Annotated in this window: 18 protein-coding genes and 1 CRISPR repeat array; of the genes, 4 read left to right on the plus strand and 14 right to left on the minus strand. The window is 58.9% G+C overall.

Annotation, left to right across the window (positions count from 1 at the left end):
• Positions 1-211: 211 nt before the first annotated feature.
• The 4 genes from EBL_RS14730 to EBL_RS14745 all read left to right on the plus strand — a co-directional run bounded on the left by EBL_RS14730 (position 212) and on the right by EBL_RS14745 (position 4,379).
• Positions 212-1,006 carry an ABC transporter ATP-binding protein gene (locus tag EBL_RS14730; RefSeq protein ID WP_002442812.1) on the plus strand — a complete coding sequence of 265 codons (795 nt, stop codon included), beginning with the start codon at positions 212-214 and terminating at the stop codon, positions 1,004-1,006.
• Positions 993-1,946, plus strand: coding sequence for an ABC transporter substrate-binding protein (locus EBL_RS14735; RefSeq protein ID WP_002442810.1), 954 nt, complete (start codon positions 993-995; stop codon positions 1,944-1,946). Before EBL_RS14730 ends, EBL_RS14735 begins: the two co-directional genes overlap by 14 nt.
• Positions 1,943-2,947, plus strand: a complete 1,005-nt coding sequence (locus EBL_RS14740) for a FecCD family ABC transporter permease (protein ID WP_002442808.1) — start codon at positions 1,943-1,945, stop codon at positions 2,945-2,947. The genes EBL_RS14735 and EBL_RS14740 overlap by 4 nt, the downstream gene beginning before the upstream one ends.
• A gap of 199 nt (positions 2,948-3,146) precedes the next feature.
• Complete coding sequence (locus tag EBL_RS14745) at positions 3,147-4,379, plus strand: amino acid permease (RefSeq protein WP_002442806.1); 1,233 nt, start codon at positions 3,147-3,149, stop codon at positions 4,377-4,379.
• A 34-nt stretch (positions 4,380-4,413) separates the two neighbouring features.
• Here EBL_RS14745 and EBL_RS14750 read toward each other — a convergent pair whose 3' ends face one another.
• The 14 genes from EBL_RS14750 to cas5e all read right to left on the minus strand — a co-directional run bounded on the left by EBL_RS14750 (position 4,414) and on the right by cas5e (position 21,795).
• A complete protein-coding gene (locus EBL_RS14750; RefSeq protein WP_014716147.1) occupies positions 4,414-5,859 on the minus strand; it encodes an MdtP family multidrug efflux transporter outer membrane subunit in 1,446 nt (481 codons plus the stop codon).
• Positions 5,860-5,867: 8 nt separating this feature from the next.
• Positions 5,868-7,793 (minus strand): multidrug transporter subunit MdtO, encoded by a 1,926-nt coding sequence (locus tag EBL_RS14755; protein WP_002442802.1) that lies wholly within the window; start codon positions 7,791-7,793, stop codon positions 5,868-5,870.
• 1 nt (position 7,794) lies between these two features.
• The gene (gene mdtN, locus EBL_RS14760; protein ID WP_002442801.1) at positions 7,795-8,841 is read right to left on the minus strand and encodes a multidrug transporter subunit MdtN; all 1,047 of its coding nucleotides are present in this window, start codon (positions 8,839-8,841) and stop codon (positions 7,795-7,797) included.
• A gap of 7 nt (positions 8,842-8,848) precedes the next feature.
• Positions 8,849-9,091, minus strand: coding sequence for a YtcA family lipoprotein (locus tag EBL_RS14765; RefSeq protein ID WP_126298302.1), 243 nt, complete (start codon positions 9,089-9,091; stop codon positions 8,849-8,851).
• 138 nt (positions 9,092-9,229) lie between these two features.
• Positions 9,230-9,907 carry a DNA-binding transcriptional regulator CsiR gene (gene csiR, locus EBL_RS14770; RefSeq protein WP_002442796.1) on the minus strand — a complete coding sequence of 226 codons (678 nt, stop codon included), beginning with the start codon at positions 9,905-9,907 and terminating at the stop codon, positions 9,230-9,232.
• Positions 9,908-9,964: 57 nt separating this feature from the next.
• Positions 9,965-11,365, minus strand: a complete 1,401-nt coding sequence (gene gabP, locus EBL_RS14775) for a GABA permease (protein WP_002442794.1) — start codon at positions 11,363-11,365, stop codon at positions 9,965-9,967.
• A gap of 143 nt (positions 11,366-11,508) precedes the next feature.
• Positions 11,509-12,792, minus strand: a complete 1,284-nt coding sequence (gene gabT / locus EBL_RS14780) for a 4-aminobutyrate--2-oxoglutarate transaminase (protein WP_002442793.1) — start codon at positions 12,790-12,792, stop codon at positions 11,509-11,511.
• A gap of 60 nt (positions 12,793-12,852) precedes the next feature.
• Entirely contained in the window at positions 12,853-14,301 is a 1,449-nt protein-coding gene (gabD, locus tag EBL_RS14785) for an NADP-dependent succinate-semialdehyde dehydrogenase (RefSeq protein WP_002442791.1), read from the minus strand.
• A 15-nt stretch (positions 14,302-14,316) separates the two neighbouring features.
• Positions 14,317-15,585, minus strand: coding sequence for an L-2-hydroxyglutarate oxidase (gene lhgO / locus EBL_RS14790; RefSeq protein ID WP_002442789.1), 1,269 nt, complete (start codon positions 15,583-15,585; stop codon positions 14,317-14,319).
• Between the two features lie 27 nt (positions 15,586-15,612).
• A complete protein-coding gene (gene glaH / locus EBL_RS14795; protein ID WP_002442787.1) occupies positions 15,613-16,578 on the minus strand; it encodes a glutarate dioxygenase GlaH in 966 nt (321 codons plus the stop codon).
• A gap of 267 nt (positions 16,579-16,845) precedes the next feature.
• Positions 16,846-19,071: a CRISPR direct-repeat array (repeat unit 29 nt; unit sequence CGGTTTATCCCCGCTGGCGCGGGGAACAC).
• A gap of 84 nt (positions 19,072-19,155) precedes the next feature.
• Positions 19,156-19,449, minus strand: coding sequence for a type I-E CRISPR-associated endoribonuclease Cas2e (cas2e, locus tag EBL_RS14800; protein WP_002442785.1), 294 nt, complete (start codon positions 19,447-19,449; stop codon positions 19,156-19,158).
• A gap of 2 nt (positions 19,450-19,451) precedes the next feature.
• Positions 19,452-20,369: a type I-E CRISPR-associated endonuclease Cas1e gene (cas1e, locus tag EBL_RS14805; RefSeq protein WP_002442783.1), complete on the minus strand. Its 918-nt coding sequence runs from the start codon at positions 20,367-20,369 to the stop codon at positions 19,452-19,454.
• Positions 20,369-21,070 carry a type I-E CRISPR-associated protein Cas6/Cse3/CasE gene (gene cas6e, locus EBL_RS14810; protein WP_002442780.1) on the minus strand — a complete coding sequence of 234 codons (702 nt, stop codon included), beginning with the start codon at positions 21,068-21,070 and terminating at the stop codon, positions 20,369-20,371. The genes cas1e and cas6e overlap by 1 nt, the downstream gene beginning before the upstream one ends.
• Positions 21,070-21,795 carry a type I-E CRISPR-associated protein Cas5/CasD gene (cas5e, locus tag EBL_RS14815; protein ID WP_002442777.1) on the minus strand — a complete coding sequence of 242 codons (726 nt, stop codon included), beginning with the start codon at positions 21,793-21,795 and terminating at the stop codon, positions 21,070-21,072. Before cas5e ends, cas6e begins: the two co-directional genes overlap by 1 nt.

Consider the following 21,795-nt stretch of genomic DNA (forward strand, 5'->3'; position numbering starts at 1 on the left):
AGGTAACGAAAACCGCACCGGGAAGCAAGAGTTTACCAGAGCGCCTTGTGGGGCATTCGATAAAAATATTTAACAAATACGCCAAAAAAACCGCGACTCCGCGCTTAACCGGCATGCCAGATACCTTCTTCCGGAGGGGGTGATTGATAGTTGCTCTGCCAAATTTTGTTATGTTATAACACAACACCAAAATCACTCAGGACCGGTTATCGTGAATACACTCTCTGTCCACCAGCTTTACTACCGTGCCCCCGGCGGAGGGCCACAATTAACCAATATCAGCTTCGATCTCCCGGCGGGTCAGCGCCTGGCGGTCATTGGCCCTAACGGTAGCGGTAAATCCACATTATTGTGCGCACTGATGGGCGCCCTGAAAGCCTGTCACGATCAGGTTTTCCTCGGCGGTGTGCCCTTCAGCCACCTCTCCCCTGCCACCTGCGCCCGGAAAATAGCCTATCTGGCCCAGCAGGATGATCCTGATCTGCGGCTGCGGGTCATTGAGTATATTGCGCTGGGTCGCCTGCCCTGGGCGGGCGCCAGTACCCCCCTTCAGGATAGCCAGAGTATTGAGCGTGCGCTGGCGCTTACCGGGCTGATGTCATTATCCCGGCGCAGGCTGGCCACCCTTTCCGGCGGGGAGCGTCAGCGGGCGGCCCTGGCCCGCGCACTGGCGCAGTCGCCCGCCCTGTTACTGCTGGATGAACCCACCAATCATCTGGATCCTGCGGGGCGCAATACCTTACTGGCGCGGGTAAAAAAACTGGGCATTTCCGTGATCGCCACCCTGCATGATTTGTCTGCCATTGACCGTTTCGCAGACCGGGTGCTGTTGCTCAAAAACGGTGCCCAGGCCGCATACGGCACGGCGGAGCAGGTTCTGACGACTGCCTGCCTGCGGCCAGTGCTGGGGATGGAAAGTTTCATTGTCCCCCACCCGGTTAACGGCGCTCCGCTACGTATTTTCGATACCCCCGATGAAAAGGAAATAACACATGGCCCGAGGTAAATTACTTCTGTTACTGGCCCTGCTCAGCGCACCGGCGCTGGCTGACGACTTCCCGGTGACCATCAGCAGTTGCGGTACGCCGGTGACCTTTGCTCACCCCCCAAAGCGGGCGGTCATTAATGATATCAATATGGCGGAAATGGCCTTCGCCCTGAATTTACAGGACCGGATCGTCGGGCTAACCGGGATAACCGGCTGGTATAAACTGACCGCAGCGTTTCGCCAGCAGATGGGCAATATTCCGGAGCTGGCCCCCAAATATCCCAGCCTGGAAACCCTGCTGGCGGTAAAGCCGGACTTTTTCTTTGCCGGCTGGAACTACGGTATGACACCCGGTGGTGAGGTCACCCCACACACCCTGGCCCGCTACCATATCCCCACCCTGGTATTGAGTGAAAGTTGCGGCCTCGCCGGAAAAAAAATGACCAAAGCCACCATGGATTTACTGTTTAATGACCAGCTGACGCTTGGGAAAATATTTGGCAAAACCCGCCAGGCCCGGGCACTGGTCAGCGCATGGCAGAAACGCCTTGCCATGCTTCCTCAGCGCCCACCAGGCCAGCCCGCCACCCGTGTTTTTGTCTATGACTCCGGTAAAGATAAGCCCTTCACCAGTGGCCGCTACGCTATGCCTACCGCAATCATAGAGGCCGCGGGCGGCCGCAATGTGATGGATACGCTGGCCGCCTCCTGGACCACCACAGACTGGGAAAGTGTCGCCGCCAGTGAGCCGCAGATGATTATTCTGCTGGATTATCAGACCGGGGCCGGGGCAGAAGCGCTACAACACTTTCTGGAGAACCACCCGTTAATGAAAAAAACGCCTGCGGTACAGCAACGGCGCTATCTGAAACTCCAGTATGCAGAGCTGACCCCGGGGCCCGCGAATATTCATGCAGCCGAAAAACTGGCCCGGGCAATGTACGGGCAGCCCGAATGATCATCACCGAACGCGGCCGTTTTATCCTGCTCGCCAGTGCCAGCCTGCTGGTGCTTGGCGCAATGGTATTCTGGAGCATGACTCAGGGCACGGTAACGCTCACCGGGGCAGAGATACTTGCCGCGCTGAGCGGTAGCCAGGGGGCCAGCGGCGACATGGCGCGTACGATTATCCTCGAACTGCGGCTTCCCCGGGCCTTGCTGGCGGTTATGGCCGGTGCCGGGCTGGCGGTAACGGGTGCGCTTCTGCAAACCACCACCCGTAATGAGCTGGCCGATCCTTTTTTGTTCGGCCTCTCTTCCGGTGCCAGCGCCGGGGCCGTCTTTGTGATCACCCGCTTCGGGGATGTCGCTGGCATAGCCACCCTTCCCCTGGCGGCCTTTGCCGGTGGGATACTCTCAGCGGCGGGGGTGCTATTGCTGTTCAGGCTGTGCCGTCAGCAGCGGGCTGAACACCTGATCATCTGCGGGCTGGCGATTTCGTTTTTATCCGGCGCCCTGACCAGCTACCTGGTGTTTTCCGGGGACCAGCGGGCGGCCAGCGCCGTACTGTTCTGGACGCTTGGCGGTCTGGGGCTGGCGCGGCTGGATAATTTATGGCTCCCCCTGGCGGCGCTGCTGTTACTGGCGGGGTTTATTCTCTGGCGCTGGCGCGGGCTGGATGGGTTGCTGGCAGGCGAGCTGACAGCCCGCTCAATGGGGATCAATGTGTCCCGGCTGCGGACCGAAACCTTTATCTGCTGTGCACTGGTGACGGCTCTGTTGGTGGCGCTCACTGGCGTGATTGGCTTTATTGGCCTGATTATTCCCCATATTGCCCGCCGCTGCGGCGGGGTGCGCCACCTTTTTTTATTACCACTATGCGCGCTGATGGGGGCCATACTGCTGTGCGGCGGGGATATTATCAGCCGCACCCTGATCCCCCACCAGGAGTTACCGGTAGGTATCATCACCGCAGCCATGGGGGGAATTTTTATTATTCTTGTTTTTACCCGCCGTTAACCGGGTAGCTCGGAAAAATAGAGTGCGCCGCCCCCTTCACCGGTTTTATTTTCAGATATGAAAACAACAACATATTCCCAATAGCGCCAGTATTTTCCCCCGGATCACGGCTGAATCCGGGTTAACTATCCCCGAACTGGCGCTATTTATGGTAAATTGCGCTTCTTTTTGTTTATTTTATAGTTGATACATTCAGTCGATGTCTAAAATTTGGTCAAAAGAAGAGACTCTCTGGAGTTTCGCACTATATGGAACGGCCGTTGGCGCCGGTACGCTGTTCCTTCCTATACAGCTGGGGTCTGCGGGGGCTGTTGTCTTATTCATTACGGCGCTGGTTGCCTGGCCATTAACCTACTGGCCGCACCGGGCCCTGTGCCAGTTTATTCTGTCATCAAACACCGCCTCCACCGGGGAGGGGATCACCGCCGCCGTAACCCACTACTACGGGAAACGTATCGGTAGCCTTATCACGGCGCTCTATTTTATTGCGTTCTTTGTGGTGGTGCTTATCTACGCGGTGGCTATTACCAACTCACTGGTGGAGCAGCTGGCAAAGCATATGGCAATCACCACCGGTGTGCGGATGCTGGTCAGCCTGGCGGTGGTGGTGGTACTGAACCTGATTTTCCTGATGGGGCGCCACGTGACCATCCGGGTGATGGGGTTTCTGGTCTTCCCGCTTATCGCCTATTTTTTGTTTTTATCCCTGTATCTTACCGGCAGCTGGCAGCCTTCTCTGCTCACCGGGCAGATGACCTTTGATAGCCATACCCTGCACCAGGTGTGGATCTCAATCCCCGTGATGGTTTTTGCTTTTAGTCATACCCCGATAATTTCCACGTTTGCCATCGACAGGCGGGAAAAATACGCCGAAAAAGCGATGGATAAATGCAAAAAAATCATGAAGGTGGCCTATTTAATTATCTGCCTGAGCGTGCTGTTTTTTGTCTTCAGCTGCGTGCTGTCGATTCCGCCGTCATACATTACCGCCGCGAAAGATCACGGGGTGACTATCCTGTCGGCGCTGTCCATGATGCCGAATGCCCCGGCGTGGCTGTCGGTCTCAGGGATTATTGTGGCGGTGGTTGCCATGTCCAAATCCTTCCTCGGCACCTATTTTGGGGTGATTGAAGGGGCCACGGAGATGGTCAGAACCGGGTTACAGCAGGTGGGGGTGAAAAAGAGCCGGGCATTCAACCGGGCACTGTCGATTATGCTGGTCTCCCTGCTGACCTTTGTGGTGTGCTGCATCAACCCGAATGCCATCTCGATGATTTACGCCATCAGCGGGCCGCTGATTGCCATGATCCTGTTTATTATGCCCACCCTCTCCACCTATCTGCTCCCGGCGCTGAAGCCGTACCGCTCACTGGGTAACCTGATTACCCTGATTGTCGGTCTGCTGTGCGTATCGGTGATGTTCCTCGGCTAAGGGCCGCTGCCTGCATGCCCCGGCCCCGCCGGGGTTATGCGGGCGGGGTATCCCCCCGGTATCCTCCCCCCAGCGCTTTAATCAGCGTGATGTCGCTGTTCAGTTGCCGGGCCTGAATATCCAGCAACAGTAACTGCTCATTGAGGGTTGCCCTGCGCGCTTCTTGTGCGGCGTAATAGCTCACCAGACCACGGCGGAAATGCGCCCCGGCACTGGCGGCGGCAAGCTCTGCGGCGGCTACTCGCTGGCGCTGTAGCGCCAGTTGCTGGTCCAGATCGTTTAACTGGCTGGAGGCCAGCGCCACATCCCGCACCGCATCCAGCACCGCCTGGTTGTACTGCTTAATCAGGATATTGCTGCCGGTACGGGTAGATTTCAGGGTCGCATTCAGCCGCCCGCCATCAAACAGCGGCAGGGACATGCCGGGAATAATGTTGACCTGCTGAAACGAATATTTAAACAGGTCCCCCACACTCAGCGCGTTATAGCCCCAGAATGCCTTGATATCAAAGTGGGGATAGAACGCGGCTTTTGCCGCATCCACCCGGCTTAATGAGGCGGTCACATAGCCACTGAGCGCCTGCAGATCCGGGCGGCGCGCCAGCAAATCAGACGAGAGCGACGGCGGCAGGCTCGCCTGAAGCGCCGGTAACGCCACCGGGTGAATCTCCGGCATCGTCGTGGCGCTGGCCCCCACCAGGGCACGCAGGGTCTCCTGGTACTGGGTCAGCATGCTGCGGGCGGCTAACACCTGCTGGCGGGCTGCGAGCAGCTCGCTACTGGCGCCAGCGATATCGACCTGGTCCTCCAGCCCCCGGGCGGCCCGCCCCTCATGGGCACGCACCGAAAGCCCGGCAATATCGGCCTGCTGGTTCAGCAGCGCGATTTGCTGCCAGGTGATTTGCATGGCGAAGTAGAGCCGGGCAACGCTACTGGCGATATCCAGCTCCACCCCGGCAGTTTCTGCCTGGCGGGCATTACTTTCACCAATGGCCGCCGCCACCTGGGCCCGGTCTGCCCCCCATAAATCCAGGTTCAGCGAGCCCCCGACCCCCACCGTATTCAGGGTATACCAGGGCCCGTTATGGGACTCGGGCAGTGAATAGGCATAGGGCCATGAGAAATTACGATCTGACACCCGCATCCGGTTCTGCACCGCCACTGCGGTGGCCTGTAGCCCCGAGACGGACTGGGCCATCTCCACCGCAGACTGTGACTGGCGGATACGCAACCGGGCCGCCTGTGCGGTGGGGGAGTTTTGCAGGGCGCGGTTTATCAGCATGGTGAGCTGCGGATCCCGATAGGCCTCCCACCAGCGCGCCGCAGGCCAGTGGCTGTCGGCCAGGTGGATCACCCGGGATAACTGCACCTGTTGCGGGTCAATGGCGGTAACCGGCCCGGGATCATCCTGCATCAGGGCACAGCCTGGCAGCAGCAGGCTCAGCGCCAGCGGGAAAACCAAACGACCAGGTCTGCTCATAGGTGTTATCACTTCTCTGTCTGTGGTTGCGGGCGGGCGGTGGCCCACTCCGGCAGTGCGGCCAGCCCGCCTGTTAACGAGGCTGCCCACGGGTTAGTGGCATCCGCCCGGAGTGCCAGCGCCGGGCGCGGAGCCCCCGGCTGCTCAATATACCGGGCATAATCGGCCAGCAGTGCTGCGCTGCGGGCCAGGGTATCATCCCGGGGGGATGCCTGGAGCCGGTAACCATCACCGGCAATCAGGATCTGCTGGGCCAGCTCAAAACTGTGCCGGGCAGGCCAAAGCCGGGCTTCAGAATACGGGTGGGCGTATGAGCCCGTTGGCTCTGCCGCCACCCGCTCCAGCAGCGACCCGGTCTGGTTCAGGGTGTGGATCAGCGGCAGCACGCTGGCGTTATTTTTCCCGGGCAGGTAGTCCGCCATCAGCCGGAACAGGACCACCAGCCGCTGGCGCAGGGCCGGGGCTTCACTTTCCGGCCACAGGTAAATATGCACCAGCGAAGCCACAAGCCCTCCCAGCAAAATCCCCAGTAGCCGGTCAGAGACTTCGCTCAGGTCCGTCTGGGGGCCGAAACCGTTTAAAAACGCCAGGGAAAACGTAAAAGCAATCTGGATCCCGGCATAGGCGATACGCTCCGAGCCCCCTGCCAGCCAGGCCCCCAGCGCCATCACCGGCAGCGCCATAAGCAGCAGCCCGCTGAGCGTATCCGTATGGGGCTGAATAAAGACCATACACAGCAGGGCCAGCCCGCTGGCAACCAGCGCGCCCCCTAAGCGTAACAGCGCTTTTTGCATGGTGGCACCCAGCCCTGGCTGGGCGACAATCACGCAGCTGAGCATGATGGTGTGGATCCCCTGCCAGTCGGCCGCCACATAAAATACATAGCACAGCAGCGTGGAGAGCAGTGTCTTGAGGGTAAAGTGGGCGTAAGCCGGGTTGCGCCAGGCATCCGGGGCCATAAGCGGCGCTTTTTCTGCCGCAGGCAGGGTCAGCACCTCTCCCTGTGCCAGGCGCCACAACAGCCCGGTCATTTCGGCCAGCAACACCCCATTACTGCTGGTAGCGGCGGTGGCAGCCGGTAACGGGCTGGTGCCCTTCCCTGCGGCCAGTGCGGTAAGCGCGGCAGACAACTGCCGGGCCTGGGCCTGCAGCTCTGGCGTTGGCGATGCCGGGCGCAGTAACGACACCAGATACGCACAGCGTAACCCGGCAACCATCAGAGACGACCAGCCCACAGGCCCCCCGGCGGTATCCGCCCCGGAAAGCCGGGACAATTTCAGCAGCAGCGCCAGCTGTTCCGCCTGCCGGGCCATGTCCGTTAACGCCGGGGGCTTTAGCGGCTGCCCGGCGGCAAAGCGCGCCAGTTGATCCGCGCTCTGGCCCAGCAGCCCGCTGAGCCGGGATCTGAACTGGTAGGCGGGAAACGCCTGCTGAAAACAGGCATTTACCAGAATCGTTACCAGCAGCGCGCTGTTAATTGCCACCCACAGCCACAGCAGCAGGCGCACCAGTATTTCGCTCTGGCTGGTCATGGAGGGGAAGGTCTGGGCGTAGATCACCGCCAGCGCCACCACAAAAAACGCCAGCCCCAGCTTCCCCAGAATGCGCATCAGGTAGATGGCGCAACAAAACAGTAATGAGGCGGCCACCAGCCGGATCAGGGGGTAGTCATAGGTCCATTTGAATATCAGCAGGATCAGGCCAATGGCACAGGTGATGGTGACAAAAAACACCACCCCCACCAGTTTGATCATCACCACGTTGGGCTGGCTGGCATAAAACACCACAATCAGCCCCACCGCCAGAAACGGAATTTGCAGGGTCATAAACAGCGTTATCACCAGCGCACAGGTGACCGTCAGGCGCAGGGTGTAGCTCCCCCGGCCGGGGGTCGGCTGCCATTCACGCACCAGAAAAGACCACAGGCGTTGCACGTTATTGTCCTTTCTTCGCCCCGGATTCCGGCAGCAGCACCGCACTGGCAGATGCCCCCACCCGGAACAGCTCAGGATCCGGCTTGCTGACGGCGATTTTCACCGGGAAACGCTGGGAAACATGGACCCAGTTGATGCTTTTCTGGATAAACGGCATCCCGCCGGGCAGGCTGGCTCCGTCACCGCCCAGCACCCCGGCCCCCACCGAGCGGACCACCCCGTCAAAGCTGCGCGAATGGTCGGTCATGACCGTGAGACGGGCGGGCACGCCGGGGCGAATATTGTCCAGATCCGTTTCCCGGAAGTTAGCCACCACATACCAGTTATCGTCGTCCACCAGGGTGAACACCGGTTTTAATGCCGAGGCGTACTGGCCGGTGGTGGTTTTAAGCCCGACGACAATACCGTTAAAAGGTGCCCGGACTTCGGTGTATTCAAGGTGCAGCTTCGCCAGCGCCACCTGTGCCAGGGCCCCGGCACGCTGGGCGACCATGGCATCGGTGCCGGTTACCGCTGCTGCGGCCTGGCTTGCCTGGAGCTGGGTTGCCGCCAGCTCCGCCCGGGCAGCTTTTTCAGCCGTACGGGCCTGATCCAGCTCCTCCTGGGCGGCAAAGCCCTGGGGCACCAGGGGCTCCAGCCGCTGCCGGGTCGATGTGGTCTGTTTTACCAGCGCCTCGGCCCGGGCCACTGCCGCCGCCACGGAGCGGGCATTGTATTGCTGGGCGCTGATGGTGCGCCCCGTAAGCATAATTTGTGCGTCCAGCGCATCCAGCCGGGACTGGGCGTCATCCAGCATGGCCTGGTAAGGGCGCGGGTCAATGCGCATCAGCAGCGCGCCTTTTTTTACCCGCTGGTTATCCTGCACCGGCAGCTCCACAATGCGGCCACTGACTTCCGGCACCACGTCAATGGTATCCGCATACACACTGGCATCGCTGGTTTGCGGGGAGGTTTGTAACTGCCAGATAACCAGTATCAGCGCCACAATGGCGGCAATTACCAGCGCCAGCAGCGGCCATTTCTTTCCTGCCACACGAGAAGGGGTCATAAGTTATTTAACGGGTAAAAAGTAAAAACCAGAACAGCACTGCAAAAATAAACATCAGTGCCAGATAGCTTATCACCAGGGGTGACAGGCGGGACTGCCAGCCATAACGGACAACCAGCAGATGACAGGGGATCAGTAATAACGCCCCGGCCAGTAAGCAAAAAAACCAGCCGGGAAATGCCGCGCCCAGTACCGGTATCGAGGGCGATAACCCGCACCCGGACACGCAAAAAGGCAGCAGGGTTATCATCACCCGCCGCGCCACTGAAAATGCTCTCAACTTACTGAACCCGATATATTCTTATCCCAGACCGGGAAGTCTAGCTTCACACCCGGGGAATGGAAAGCCGGGAATCCGGTAAGCCGCACTGATACATTAAACAGGGAATTACACTTTCCCGGCCATGGCCTGCTGAATAATCGGGATCGGGGTCAGCAGGTGCTGGCGCATCAGGGCGCTGGCGCGCGCCGCATCCCGCCCGAGGATCGCCACCAGCAGCGCCTGGTGCTGCTCGTGTTTGTCTTCCAGCATCTCCACCGAGTGGACAGTCTCCCGCAGCCAGATAAACCGGTAGCGGGAGGCCAGATCAAACAGGCGCTGGCGCATCTGCAACAGATAAAAAGAGCCACACCCGGAGACAATCGCCGTATGGAACGCCTGGTGGCGGTTATCCCACTCGTCCAGCAGTTGCTCGCTGTCTTCCTGGGATTCCAGCTTACTGAGCAGATGCGCGCGGGCCAGGATCTCCGCTTCCCATTCGTCGTTACCGCGCTCAATAGCCAGCTGCACCAGCATGGCCTCCATATTGGCGCGGGCGTCAAAAATATCCAGCAGCTCCTGGCCCGACATGGGCGCCACCCGATACCCTTTCTGGTTAATCACCGTGACCAGCCGCTCTGCCACCAGTTGTGAAAGCGCCTCGCGCAGTGGGCCAATGCCCAGCGCATAGCGGGCGGTGAGCAGGCTCATACGCAGCTTTTCATCCGGCTGGTAGACGCCGCGGATAATGTCGTTTTTCAGCCAGCGATAGCCGTCTGTTGCGGCAGGTTGGGTGGTGTCGGTCATGGCCTCTACTCCTTAATGCAGCCAACGCAAACGGCCCGGCTCCCGCCGGGCACAACCTTAACGTGAGTTTTGCAGCACCGGTTTTTGCCACTGCGCCAGCTTCTTCCAGCGCGCCATGACAGGCACCGTCGCGATGATACCAATGGTCAGCAGACCGGTTGAGATAACCTCCAGTTGCTGGGCCGGGCGGAACAGCATCACCACCAGCACCATGACAATAAACGCAATCACCAGCCAGGTGAGCCAGGGGAACAGCCACATCCGCAGGGTGAGGGGTTTCCCCTGGGCCAGCAGGATCTTGCGCATGCGCAACTGGGAGACGGCAATCACCAGGTATACCAGCAGCGCGATCGCCCCCGAGCTATCAATCAGAAATTTAAACACTTTAGCCGGGGCGTAATAATTGACAATCACCGTCATAAACGCCGCCCCGGTAGAGAGCAGCACCGCCACATAGGGGGTTTTGCTGCGGTTCACTTTGCCCATAATGGCCGGGGCATCGCCACGGCGGCTCAGGGAGTACAGCATACGCGAAGCGGTATACAGGGCCGAGTTCAGGCAACTGGTGACCGACAGCAGGATCACGCAGTCCATAATCAGCTTCGCGTGGGGGATATGCAGCAGCTCCAGCACGGAGCGGTAAGAGCCGGTGACTTTCAGCCCGGGGGTATTCCACGGGATCAGCGCCACCACCACAAAAATGGAGCACAGGTAAAAAATGGAAATCCGCCAGATAACCGAGTTTGTGGCGCGCACGATGTGTTTATCCGGGGTGTCGGACTCCGCCGCCGCAATGGTGACAATTTCCGCCCCCATAAATGAAAACATGGTGATAAGCATCGCACTCAGTACGGCCCCGAACCCGTTGGGCATAAAGCCGCCCTGGTCCCACAGGCGCGACACGCCGCTCACCTCTGCCAGGGGGTAAACCCCGGTTATCGCCATCGCCCCCAGGGCGATAAACGCCACTATCGCAATCACCTTGCACAGGGCCAGCCAGAACTCAAATTCCCCGTAGTTTTTTACACTCAGCAGGTTACTGCCGGTCAGCGCGATGGTGATAACCAGCGAGAATAACCACACGGGCACCACCGGCACCCAGGAGTGCAGGATAATGGCCGCGATATTGGCCTCCAGCGGGATAACCAGTACCCAGAACCACCAGTACAGCCAGCCGATGGTGTAGCCCGCCCAGGGGCCGATGGCTTTATCCGCGTAGGTGGAAAATGATCCGGAGTCCGGGATGGCGACCGCCATCTCCCCGAGCATACGCATGATCATCACCACCAGTAGCCCGGCGAATAAATACGACAACAACACTGCGGGCCCGGCCTCAGCAATGGCGACGCTTGAACCGACAAAAAGACTGGCGCCGATAACGCCTGCGATAGATAACATGGTGACGTGGCGTGATTTCAGCCCGCCACCGAGTGCCTGTGATTGCGACAACTGCCCCATCCTGTTTCCTCTCGAAAGTGGTGCTTTTATTGATCACTTGGGAGAGCACCCCGGCTTTCCCGCGCCGGGGTACGCGTCTTATTATTGTGTTTACTGCATCGCTATGGGTCCTTTAGCAATGAACTGCGGTACTGACATACGGCTTAACCTTGTTTTGCCTCATCAAAACACTGGGCAATAATGTCCAGCCCCTGGCGGATCTGGTCCGCTTCAATGGTCAGCGGCACCAGGATACGCAGCACGTTGTAGTAAGGGCCGCAGGAGAGCAGAATCAGCCCTTTATCTCTGGCGCGGGCAACAATATCCGCCGTCAGCTTCGCGTTAGGTTTGGAAGTATCGCCATCTTCAAACAGCTCAATGGCCACCATCGCCCCCAGGCCGCGCACATCACCGATTTCGCGGTGGCGCTCGGCAATCGCCAGCAGCCCGTTGCGCAGGGTTTTGCCCAGATCTTTCGCTTTTTGCAGCAGATTTTCCTGCTCAAAGGTTTCCAGCACCGCCAGCGCAGCCGCACAGGAGATGGGGCTGCCCGCATAGGTGCCGCCCAGCCCGCCAGGGACGACGGCGTCCATCACTTCAGCACGGCCGGTAACCCCGGCCAGCGGGAAGCCCCCGGCAATGGATTTGGCGAAGGTGGTCAGATCCGCGGCCACGCCCATTTGCTCCATGGCAAACAGAGTGCCGGTACGGCCCGCCCCGCTCTGGACTTCATCGGCAATCAGCATAATGCCGTGGGTGTCGCACAGGGCGCGCAGGCGCTGCATAAAGGCCGGGGACGCCGCATAAAAGCCCCCCTCCCCCTGTACCGGTTCAATGATAATTGCCGCCACATCTTCCGGCGCCGCGTCGTTTTTAAAGATGCGCTCAATACTGGCGATGGCATCATCATCACTGATGCCGTGCAGCGGGCAGGGATAGAGTGCGCGGTATACGTGGCCCGGCATCAGCCCCATACCGGCAGAGTACGGGTTCACTTTACCGGTCAGCGACAGGGTGTAGTGGGTACGCCCGTGGTAGGCCCCGCTAAACGCAATGGTGGCGCTGCGGCGGGTGGCGGCGCGGGCAATTTTGACCGCGTTTTCTACCGCTTCTGAGCCGGTGGTCACCAGCAGGGTCTTTTTGGCAAAATCCCCCGGGACTTTCTGGTTCATGGCTTCGCACAGCTCAAGGTACGGCTCATAGGCCAGCACCTGGAAGCAGGTGTGGGAGAGCTTCTTCAGCTGTGCTTCTACGGCGGCGGTGATCTTCGGGTGCAGGTGGCCGGTGTTCAGTACGGCGATCCCCCCGGCGAAGTCGAGGAATTCCCGCCCTTCTACGTCCCATACCCGGCAGTTTTGTGCCCGATCGGCGAAAATCGGGTGAATCTGCCCGACGCCACGGGGAACCGCGTTAGTACGGCGCTGCATTAGCTCTTTGTTGGTGCTCATTGGTCATTCTCCAGAATCAAACCGGCGCGTGCGCCCTCAATAGTCAGCATCTGCCGGCGATCACAGCCCGATGCACATATATTTAATTTCCAGGTAATCTTCGATGCCGTACTTCGAGCCTTCCCGGCCAAGGCCGGAGGCTTTAATGCCGCCAAACGGGGCCACTTCGTTAGAAATGATCCCGGTATTGATGCCGACAATGCCGTATTCCAGCGCCTCACCAACCCGGAAGACCCGGCTCAGATCCCGGGCGTAGAAATAGGCCGCCAGGCCAAATTCCGTATCGTTGGACTGGGCGATGACGTCCGCTTCATCTTTAAAGCGGAACAGCGGCGCCAGCGGGCCGAAGGTCTCTTCCCTGGCGACTTTGGCATCCGCCGGAACGTTCACCAGGATGGTGGGCTCAAAGAAGTTGCCCCCCAGGGCGTGGGGCTTGCCGCCGGTGATAATCCGTGCGCCTTTGCTGACTGCGTCTTCGATGTGCTCCTGCACTTTGGCAATGGCTTTGTCATCAATCAGCGGGCCGGTGGTGATGCCCTCTTGCAGGCCATCGCCGATTTTCAGTTTGTTGACCGCCTGCTGGAGTTTTTCCGCAAACTGGTCGTATACCCCGTCCTGCACGTACAGGCGGTTGGCACAGACACAGGTCTGCCCGGCGTTGCGGAATTTAGAGGCCAGCGCCCCTTCCACGGCTTTATCCAGATCCGCATCGTCAAACACGATAAACGGCGCGTTGCCCCCCAGTTCAAGCGAGACTTTTTTAATGTCCTGTGCGCACTGGGCCATCAGCTGGCGGCCGATTTCCGTTGAGCCGGTAAAGGAGAGCTTGCGCACCAGCGGGTTGCTGGTCAGGGCGTTACCCACGGCGCCGGCAGAGCCGGTGACCACGTTAAATACCCCCTGGGGGATCCCGGCGCGTCTGCCAAGCTCGGCCAGCGCCAGGGCGGAGAACGGTGTCTGGCTGGCGGGCTTGAGCACCATGGTGCAGCCTGCGGCCAGGGCGGGCCCGGCTTTGCGGGTGATCATCGCCGCCGGGAAGTTCCAGGGCGTGATCGCGGCCGTGACCCCAATCGGCTGTTTGATGACAATCAGGCGTTTGTCTTCCTGGTGGCCCGGGATGGTGTCCCCGTAGATGCGTTTGCCCTCTTCGGCGAACCACTCAATAAATGACGCCGCGTAGCTGATTTCCCCTTTCGCTTCTGCCAGGGGTTTCCCCTGCTCCAGGGTCATCAGGCGGGCCAGATCGTCCTGGTGCTCCATCATCAGATCAAACCAGCGGCGCAGGATAGTGGCGCGCGCTTTTGCCGTCAGCCCGCGCCAGGCGGGCAGCGCCTGGTTGGCGGCCGCAATGGCGGTGTTGGTCTCTTCGGCCCCCATTTTGGGCACGGTGCCAAGCTGTGCGCCGCTGGCCGGGTTGGTTACCGGGATCACTTCCCCGCTCAGGGCATCGCGCCATTGCCCGTCAATAAACGCCTGCTGGCGGAATAATGTCTGGTCTTTGAGTTGCATTATCGTTTCCCGTTATCAGGTGGTGGATGCAGCGTGCAGTGACGCCGCAGGCCGGGCGGCGCGCAGTGTGCGCCCCGGGTTGGTCTGGCTGGCCAGCAAGGCCTGAACCTTGCTGACAATATGCGCGCCAATCGGTATTGCGGAGGTGGCCGCAGGCGATGGCGCATTACAGGTGTGGATCGAGCGCGGCGTGGTCACAAAAAGGAAATCGTCGATCAGTTTGCCCTGTGGCGACACCGCCTGGGCACGCACCCCGGCAGGCCAGGGTTGCAGATCGTTTAGTGTCAGGCTCGGGCAGTATTTCTGCACCAGGCGCAGATAGCCGCTGCGGCACAGGGAGTTTTTCATCTCCCCCAGCCCGGCGCGCAGATTGTTTTGCAGCACCCGGCGGATCCCCGCCGATCCGAAGATTTCCAGGGTATCGGCGAGTGAGAAATCACGCTTACGGTAGCCTTCCCGTTTAAAGGCCAGCACCGCATTCGGCCCCACGGTGACGCTGCCGTCGATCATGCGTGTCAGATGCACCCCGAGGAACGGCATAGCCGGATCCGGGATCGGGTAGATCAGGTGGTTGACTATCTGGTTGTGCTGAGGGGCGAGGCGGAAATATTCGCCCCGGAACGGGCAGATAATAAAGCCAGGATCGACCCCGATCATTTTCACCAGTCGATCCGCCATCAGCCCGGAGCAGCTGATAAGCGTTGCCCCTTCATAAGAGTGACCCTGGCGGGTGGTGACCACCACGCCGCTGGCGTGCTCGTGCAGGGCGCTGACTTCGGCGTTGTAATAGATTTCGCCACCTCTGGCCTGGAAGATTTTCGCCATGGCGGCGGTCACTTCCCGGTAGCTGACAATGCCGCTGGAAGGAACCAGTATGCCGCCCAGACCGGTGATATTGGGCTCGCGCTCTCTGAGCTCCTGAGCACTCAGCCAGTAACGCTCCAGGCCGTTGGCCTCGGTGCGCTCCCACAGGGCTTTCATGCGGGTCATCTCCAGTTCCGAGGTGGCCACCAGCAGCTTGCCACAGGTGTCGTAGTGGATATTGTTCTGGTCACAGAAGGCTTTGGTGGCCCGGTTGCCGGCAAGGCAGAACTGCGCCTTGAGGCTGCCCGGGGTGTAGTACACCCCCGCATGGATGACGCCGCTGTTGTGCCCGGTCTGGTGGCAGGCAGGGCCGGGCTCTTTTTCCAGCAGGGCTATCCGGGCATCCGGATAGACCTCTATCAGTTGCATGGCGGTGGACATGCCAATGATGCCCCCGCCGATAATCACAAAATCATACATCCGCTACTTTCCTTCGCCGGTTAGCGCTTACTGGTGGGTCTGATAATGCTGGGTGGCATAGCTGATGTAGCCACGCTGGCGCATCAGTTCACGGCGCAGATCCGGGTGCGGGGTGAAGCGATCGCGACCGTGGAGCCAGAACAGGTTGTTGATCAGCAGGAACTTACCCACCGGCACCGGTAGCGAGAGGATCTTTTTGCTGGTTTCCAGCGCGTCTGAGAGATCGCTAAGCCAGGTGCCCTCTTCAATGTCTTTCGGCTGGACAAACTGGTCGATATAGCGCATTACCGGGCGGCCCTGGTGGTCGACATCAAACACCGGGTGGAAGACATCCTTCGCCACGTTTTTGCTTGGCGGTGCCGCCCAGCGCATGTTGCGGCGGGCCAGCGGGTGGCGGAAGAACTGCTCCAGGTGCTCCCAGTCATCAAGGTGCAGCAGCAGGGAGTTACCGCCCTGCATGTTCTGCTCGTCGATTTTCATCATCAGTACATAATCGGTCACTTCTTCGACGTAGGTGCCATCGTTATGCAGCTCCATGACCCGGTGGGGCTGGCGCAGGTAGCTGTCTGAGTTATCGACATTTTTTACCACGAAGCGGGCATAATACTGGCCGCTCATCGCATCGTAGTTAGAGCGGCCTATCAGATGAGCCACGGCCGTTGCCAGTTTGACCATGTCGTCTGCCTGGCTCACGTTATCAATGCCCTCAGCACCAATCAGCAGCGCCCCTTCATCGCGGTTTAGCAGGGTGTGAATCAGCAGCGGCTGAAGCTGCCCCGCGCACAGATCGTCGAGCACGCGGGCCACTTTGAAACGCAGGAAAGATTTGTACTCCAGCGCCTGCACTGGCCACTGTGCCACCTGCTCCAGAAACTGCCGGGCAGTTTCAGCGCTAAAGGTCAGCTCCAGCAGACGGGGCGATTGCACGCTCGGGGCAATGGTAAATCCGGTGGTTCTCTGGACAGCGGGTTTTACGGCAGTCAGTGCGTTCATCAGGATCTATCCTCTGTTGATAATCAGGGAGACAAGGCGATGTTCATTTCGTAGCCATAAATTAAAAATATCTACATTTTTGGATAATGCGTATAAAACGGGCAAATTGTTTAATTATTGTGATCAATTCGGCATTTACTTAACAATACAATTACATTTAACGGGGATATTTCTGACAGCAACAGCTGCAGGAGGGCCAGGCACATGGGGTTATCCCCACGGGGGTGGGGAACATATATAAACCTGATCATCCGTGTCCATATGCCACGGTTTATCCCCGCTGGCGCGGGGAACACAATGCTCGCGGGGAATGAACCTGTAAGCGCTGCGGTTTATCCCCGCTGGCGCGGGGAACACAAACAGTTTACTGGCGCGACTGTGCCATTCAGCGGTTTATCCCCGCTGGCGCGGGGAACACGCCACGGCCACAACGATAGGCGGGACCATCTGCGGTTTATCCCCGCTGGCGCGGGGAACACATCCAGTCAACATCAAACGAATAGCGGTAAACCGGTTTATCCCCGCTGGCGCGGGGAACACATATGCAGAGAATCTCTTCATGTTTTTTATTTCGGTTTATCCCCGCTGGCGCGGGGAACACATCCTGTAGCGGTTATTAGTGCTGTTGTTGCACGGTTTATCCCCGCTGGCGCGGGGAACACCTGGTGAATGACGAGGGGACATATTCGTTTAACGGTTTATCCCCGCTGGCGCGGGGAACACGCTGGCAGGCTAACCCATGGGTTTGGGTGATCGGGTTTATCCCCGCTGGCGCGGGGAACACGAAGAACCGATCACGGCAAAAGAAGCCGCCACCGGTTTATCCCCGCTGGCGCGGGGAACACCATTTCACCGTAAATTCTTCGCACTGCTGAACCGGTTTATCCCCGCTGGCGCGGGGAACACACACCATTATGTTTTCTACTGCTGATGGTGACCGGTTTATCCCCGCTGGCGCGGGGAACACAACAGCGTGCCCGCGTTAACGATATCAATAATCGGTTTATCCCCGCTGGCGCGGGGAACACTTTTTTACCTGTTTGATAAGCCATTTTGTTTCCGGTTTATCCCCGCTGGCGCGGGGAACACAACAAACACAGCCGGTGAATTTAATAACCACGCGGTTTATCCCCGCTGGCGCGGGGAACACGCACATTCCAGGGCCAATTTCTTAATATCATAGGGTTTATCCCCGCTGACGCGGGGAACACCCTGGATAAATTAGGTTCTATTAACGTTGCCACGGTTTATCCCCGCTGGCGCGGGGAACACGGTTGCTCGCTCAATAAACAGAGATTCATTCTCGGTTTATCCCCGCTGGCGCGGGGAACACTGGAAACGACACCGCAAGAGAAGTTAAACGATCGGTTTATCCCCGCTGGCGCGGGGAACACAAGAATTGCTGAATTAGGATATATCCCAATCACGGTTTATCCCCGCTGGCGCGGGGAACACCTGGCGATCATATTTATCATCGCCTTGTCTATCGGTTTATCCCCGCTGGCGCGGGGAACACGCACCGGATTTATGCGTGGTTCTCCGCCGTTGCGGTTTATCCCCGCTGGCGCGGGGAACACGTGATATCAGTTGTCATGCTTGGACTCCACGCGCGGTTTATCCCCGCTGGCGCGGGGAACACAATTCCCTGATATGAAAAACAATCTGGAAGCGCGGTTTATCCCCGCTGGCGCGGGGAACACGCCTGCCCAGCCGCGTTAAATCGGTTAAGGACCGGTTTATCCCCGCTGGCGCGGGGAACACATTAGCAGCACTGGTCACTGCAATTGTGTTTTCGGTTTATCCCCGCTGGCGCGGGGAACACTTGCTAACCAGTTTTACAGTCTTAGCAAATTTCGGTTTATCCCCGCTGGCGCGGGGAACACAAATGATGGTGATAAAACCATACTGAAACAGGCGGTTTATCCCCGCTGGCGCGGGGAACACGACGGCACCGCATCGCCGACCATGGTGATCACCGGTTTATCCCCGCTGGCGCGGGGAACACTAGAAGAAGAATAACAATTGGGGCGAAAGCCCCGGTTTATCCCCGCTGGCGCGGGGAACACAAGCTAGGAATGAAAACATAATATCACAGTTGCGGTTTATCCCCGCTGGCGCGGGGAACACGTTCTGAGGCTGAAATTAAATTGGTGCGTGAACGGTTTATCCCCGCTGGCGCGGGGAACACAAAATCAATGAGATGAAAGCAACCATAGAAAACGGTTTATCCCCGCTGGCGCGGGGAACACAAATGGAGAATCCTGTATCAGGAAACCAATTCCGGTTTATCCCCGCTGGCGCGGGGAACACGGAAAGAGAAAAATTTAGTCGTGATGTGGAAATGGTTTATCCCCGCTGGCGCGGGGAACACTTGCGATCCAGATGCCGGAAATCAAAGAGCATCGGTTTATCCCCGCTGGCGCGGGGAACACGTATCTCTGTATGTAAAGAAATCCGTAATTTACGGTTTATCCCCGCTGGCGCGGGGAACACTCTAAATATAGACAACTGAATTTACTGCATTTTTTTAACGTTTCTGATTCTACCAAATTCTCCAGATTATTAAAGAACGTTAACTTACTGATTTATAACAGGCAGAAAAGAGACCAGTCGCAGACCATCAAGATCTACCGGAATACGGCGGTTCTCACCGTAAGTCTGAAACTCAAACCCGGATTCGGTATTTGTCGCCCAGGCCATCACCACACTTCCGCCCTCCGCCAGTACCGAGATCTGCTCCCATATCATTGCCCGGATACGTGCCGACACATCCCCCACATAGACACCCGCCCGGACCTCCAGTAACCAGACAGCAAGCCGCCCGCGCAAACGCGGCGGAACATTTTCCGTAACCACAACCAGCATACTCATCGTTAGTGACTCCGGTGCCCGGCATCCCCCAGGGAAACCGGTAATGGGATAGCCACCGGCTGGGCATCTTCCGGCGGCGGTGGTGGCTGGATCTCCCCGGCAGCCAGAATCTCCTCGATCAGAGGAATCAGCCGCGCCAGGGTTTTAGCACTGCGAAAAATATCGCGACAGGCGAGCCGCACCTCCCGGTCGGGCTCGGCAGGGTGATGTTTTGCGATCTCAAACGCCTTCGGCACCACCGTATCGAACTTAATAATGTCAGCGATATCATAAACAAAGGACAATGGCTTACCGGTGTGAACAAAACCGATGGCCGGGGCATAACCTGCCGCCAGTACGGCCGCCTCCGTAACACCATAAAGGCACGCCGTTGCCGCGCTGATACACTGGTTAACCACATCGCCCTTCTCCCAGTCTTTGGGATCATAACGACGCCCGTTCCACTTAACACCATACTGCTTTGCCAGTAGCGCGTAAGTGGCCCGCACCCTGCTACCCTCGATGCCGCGCAGCTGATCGACCGAGCGCCGGGCCGGTGCCGGTTCCCCAAAGCGCAGTTCAAACATTTTGCGCACCACTTTAAGGCGCAGCTCGTCATCCAGCGCCAGCTTCGCCTGGTAGAGTAACTTATCCGACCGCGCGCCACCCGGCTGGCCGGAGGAATATACCCGGACACCCGCCTCCCCCACCCAGACCAGCAATGTGCCAACCGTCGCTGCCAGGCGCACCGCCGCATGAGATACCCGGGTGCCAGGCTCCAGCATAATGCAGGCCACCGATCCCACCGGTATATGCGTGCGCACGCCGGTTTTATCGATCAACACAAACGCACCGTCGATCACATCTATCTGACCGTACTGCAAAAAGATCATCGAGACCCGATCCTTTAGCGGGATCGGGTTCAGGGGAAGCCAGCTCATCAGCGCCCTCTTTTCACCATCAGCATGCCGCACCCCAGCGCCTTACTTTTGCCGATACCGTTAAACAGGGCGGACCCGAACAGCGCCACGTTCGTGACCTGTAAAGTACCGGCAAAATCCACACTGCTGTAGGTGACCGGCGCTTCCTGCTGCTTACGTGTAAAGCTGTGCTGCTGATACCCTTTAACGCAATCACTATCCACCACGTCTGTATCGTCGTCCCCGGCCCACAGGGCCAGGCTTGCCGGCTGTGCCGGTAACAGACGAAATCCGTGCTGCTCCCCTTGCCTTTCCAGCCACGATTGCGCGGCCTGCTGCTGGAGCCCCCACCATTGTTCGCGGGGCACACCCCGGGCTTTCGCCTGGTATTTGGCATCCATCATCACATCGCTGCGTTTCCCCTGGCGGGTGACTACCGGGTTAGCCCTGAGCTGAAAATCCAGCACGGCCCCCTGCGCCAGTTGTGGCCGGAAGGGCCGGGTTTCCACCGCCAGCAACGCATGCCCGGTCAGTGGCGGCATGGCAGACAACATAAAAAACTGCCCGTTATCCTCCTGGCGGAACAGAAACTGGCGCCGATCCTGATCCGGGAAAAGCTGCCATAACCACTGGTGGCTGGCATAAGGGGCCGCCGCATCCCATTTCTGCAGCATCACGGGTTGCAGCTGTTCAAGCCGCAACCGAATCCGAGACAAATACATTATTCCCTCCCCTGGAGCGGCCCGCTGAACCGGGTGTAACGACTGAACTGCCAGCGCTGGCGGCTTACTGGCTGGTTATTACTCTGCTGGCTCTGCTGCCAGGCCAGGCTCGTTTCTTGCGGATCGTCCCAGTAGCACATCCCGGTTTGCGTCACAAAGCCCGCCAGCGCTGAGGGGGTTATCTCCTCTGCGGCCTGGATCAGCACCTCTTTCAGAGAGCCATTCAGCACGCGCGGCGCCAGTGGCAATGCCAGCGGGCAGGATTTACGCCCCAGATACAGCGGGAAAACGGGCTCCAGCAACGCCTCACGTAATGTCTCCAGCGCATAAGGCGCCCCGGGCGTTGCCGACACGGCCACATGCCAGTAACCATCACAGCGATATTCGCGCAGGGATATCAGGGTGCTGACCTCATCCGGTGCCAGGCACAGCTCATCACGGCGCGTGTAGTAACGGTATTTTTTATTTTCCCGGGGGGCACTGACGGTATGGTAATCGCGCAGCCAGCGCTCCCGGGAAGAGGGCGCATGCACCGCCAGATGGTAGTGCTGATTAAAATTATTCAGTTGCGCTTCATCTTCCCGGCGGATCCCCAGCGCTGCTGCCAGCAGCCCCAGCAAGGCCGAACGGGTAGGAACGGATGCCGAGTGGCGCACCTCCCCCACGGCCTCTTCCCCCCACGAGGCAAGCGGCGCATATAACTGAAAAACCAGATAGTCTTTCAT

The sequence above is a fragment of the Shimwellia blattae DSM 4481 = NBRC 105725 genome, assembly GCF_000262305.1.
Taxonomy (GTDB): Bacteria; Pseudomonadota; Gammaproteobacteria; order Enterobacterales; family Enterobacteriaceae; genus Shimwellia; species Shimwellia blattae.

What these genes read in the sequence shown, in the direction of transcription:
- EBL_RS14735 (WP_002442810.1), top strand. Translation starts at nt 993, where the DNA reads ATGGCCCGAGGTAAATTACTTCTGTTACTGGCCCTGCTCAGCGCACCG.
- EBL_RS14740 (WP_002442808.1), top strand. Translation starts at nt 1,943, where the DNA reads ATGATCATCACCGAACGCGGCCGTTTTATCCTGCTCGCCAGTGCCAGC.
- EBL_RS14745 (WP_002442806.1), top strand. Translation starts at nt 3,147, where the DNA reads ATGTCTAAAATTTGGTCAAAAGAAGAGACTCTCTGGAGTTTCGCACTA.
- EBL_RS14750 (WP_014716147.1), bottom strand. Translation starts at nt 5,859, where the DNA reads ATGAGCAGACCTGGTCGTTTGGTTTTCCCGCTGGCGCTGAGCCTGCTG.
- mdtN (WP_002442801.1), bottom strand. Translation starts at nt 8,841, where the DNA reads ATGACCCCTTCTCGTGTGGCAGGAAAGAAATGGCCGCTGCTGGCGCTG.
- EBL_RS14765 (WP_126298302.1), bottom strand. Translation starts at nt 9,091, where the DNA reads ATGATAACCCTGCTGCCTTTTTGCGTGTCCGGGTGCGGGTTATCGCCC.
- csiR (WP_002442796.1), bottom strand. Translation starts at nt 9,907, where the DNA reads ATGACCGACACCACCCAACCTGCCGCAACAGACGGCTATCGCTGGCTG.
- gabP (WP_002442794.1), bottom strand. Translation starts at nt 11,365, where the DNA reads ATGGGGCAGTTGTCGCAATCACAGGCACTCGGTGGCGGGCTGAAATCA.
- gabT (WP_002442793.1), bottom strand. Translation starts at nt 12,792, where the DNA reads ATGAGCACCAACAAAGAGCTAATGCAGCGCCGTACTAACGCGGTTCCC.
- gabD (WP_002442791.1), bottom strand. Translation starts at nt 14,301, where the DNA reads ATGCAACTCAAAGACCAGACATTATTCCGCCAGCAGGCGTTTATTGAC.
- lhgO (WP_002442789.1), bottom strand. Translation starts at nt 15,585, where the DNA reads ATGTATGATTTTGTGATTATCGGCGGGGGCATCATTGGCATGTCCACC.
- glaH (WP_002442787.1), bottom strand. Translation starts at nt 16,578, where the DNA reads ATGAACGCACTGACTGCCGTAAAACCCGCTGTCCAGAGAACCACCGGA.
- cas2e (WP_002442785.1), bottom strand. Translation starts at nt 19,449, where the DNA reads ATGAGTATGCTGGTTGTGGTTACGGAAAATGTTCCGCCGCGTTTGCGC.
- cas1e (WP_002442783.1), bottom strand. Translation starts at nt 20,369, where the DNA reads ATGAGCTGGCTTCCCCTGAACCCGATCCCGCTAAAGGATCGGGTCTCG.
- cas6e (WP_002442780.1), bottom strand. Translation starts at nt 21,070, where the DNA reads ATGTATTTGTCTCGGATTCGGTTGCGGCTTGAACAGCTGCAACCCGTG.
- cas5e (WP_002442777.1), bottom strand. Translation starts at nt 21,795, where the DNA reads ATGAAAGACTATCTGGTTTTTCAGTTATATGCGCCGCTTGCCTCGTGG.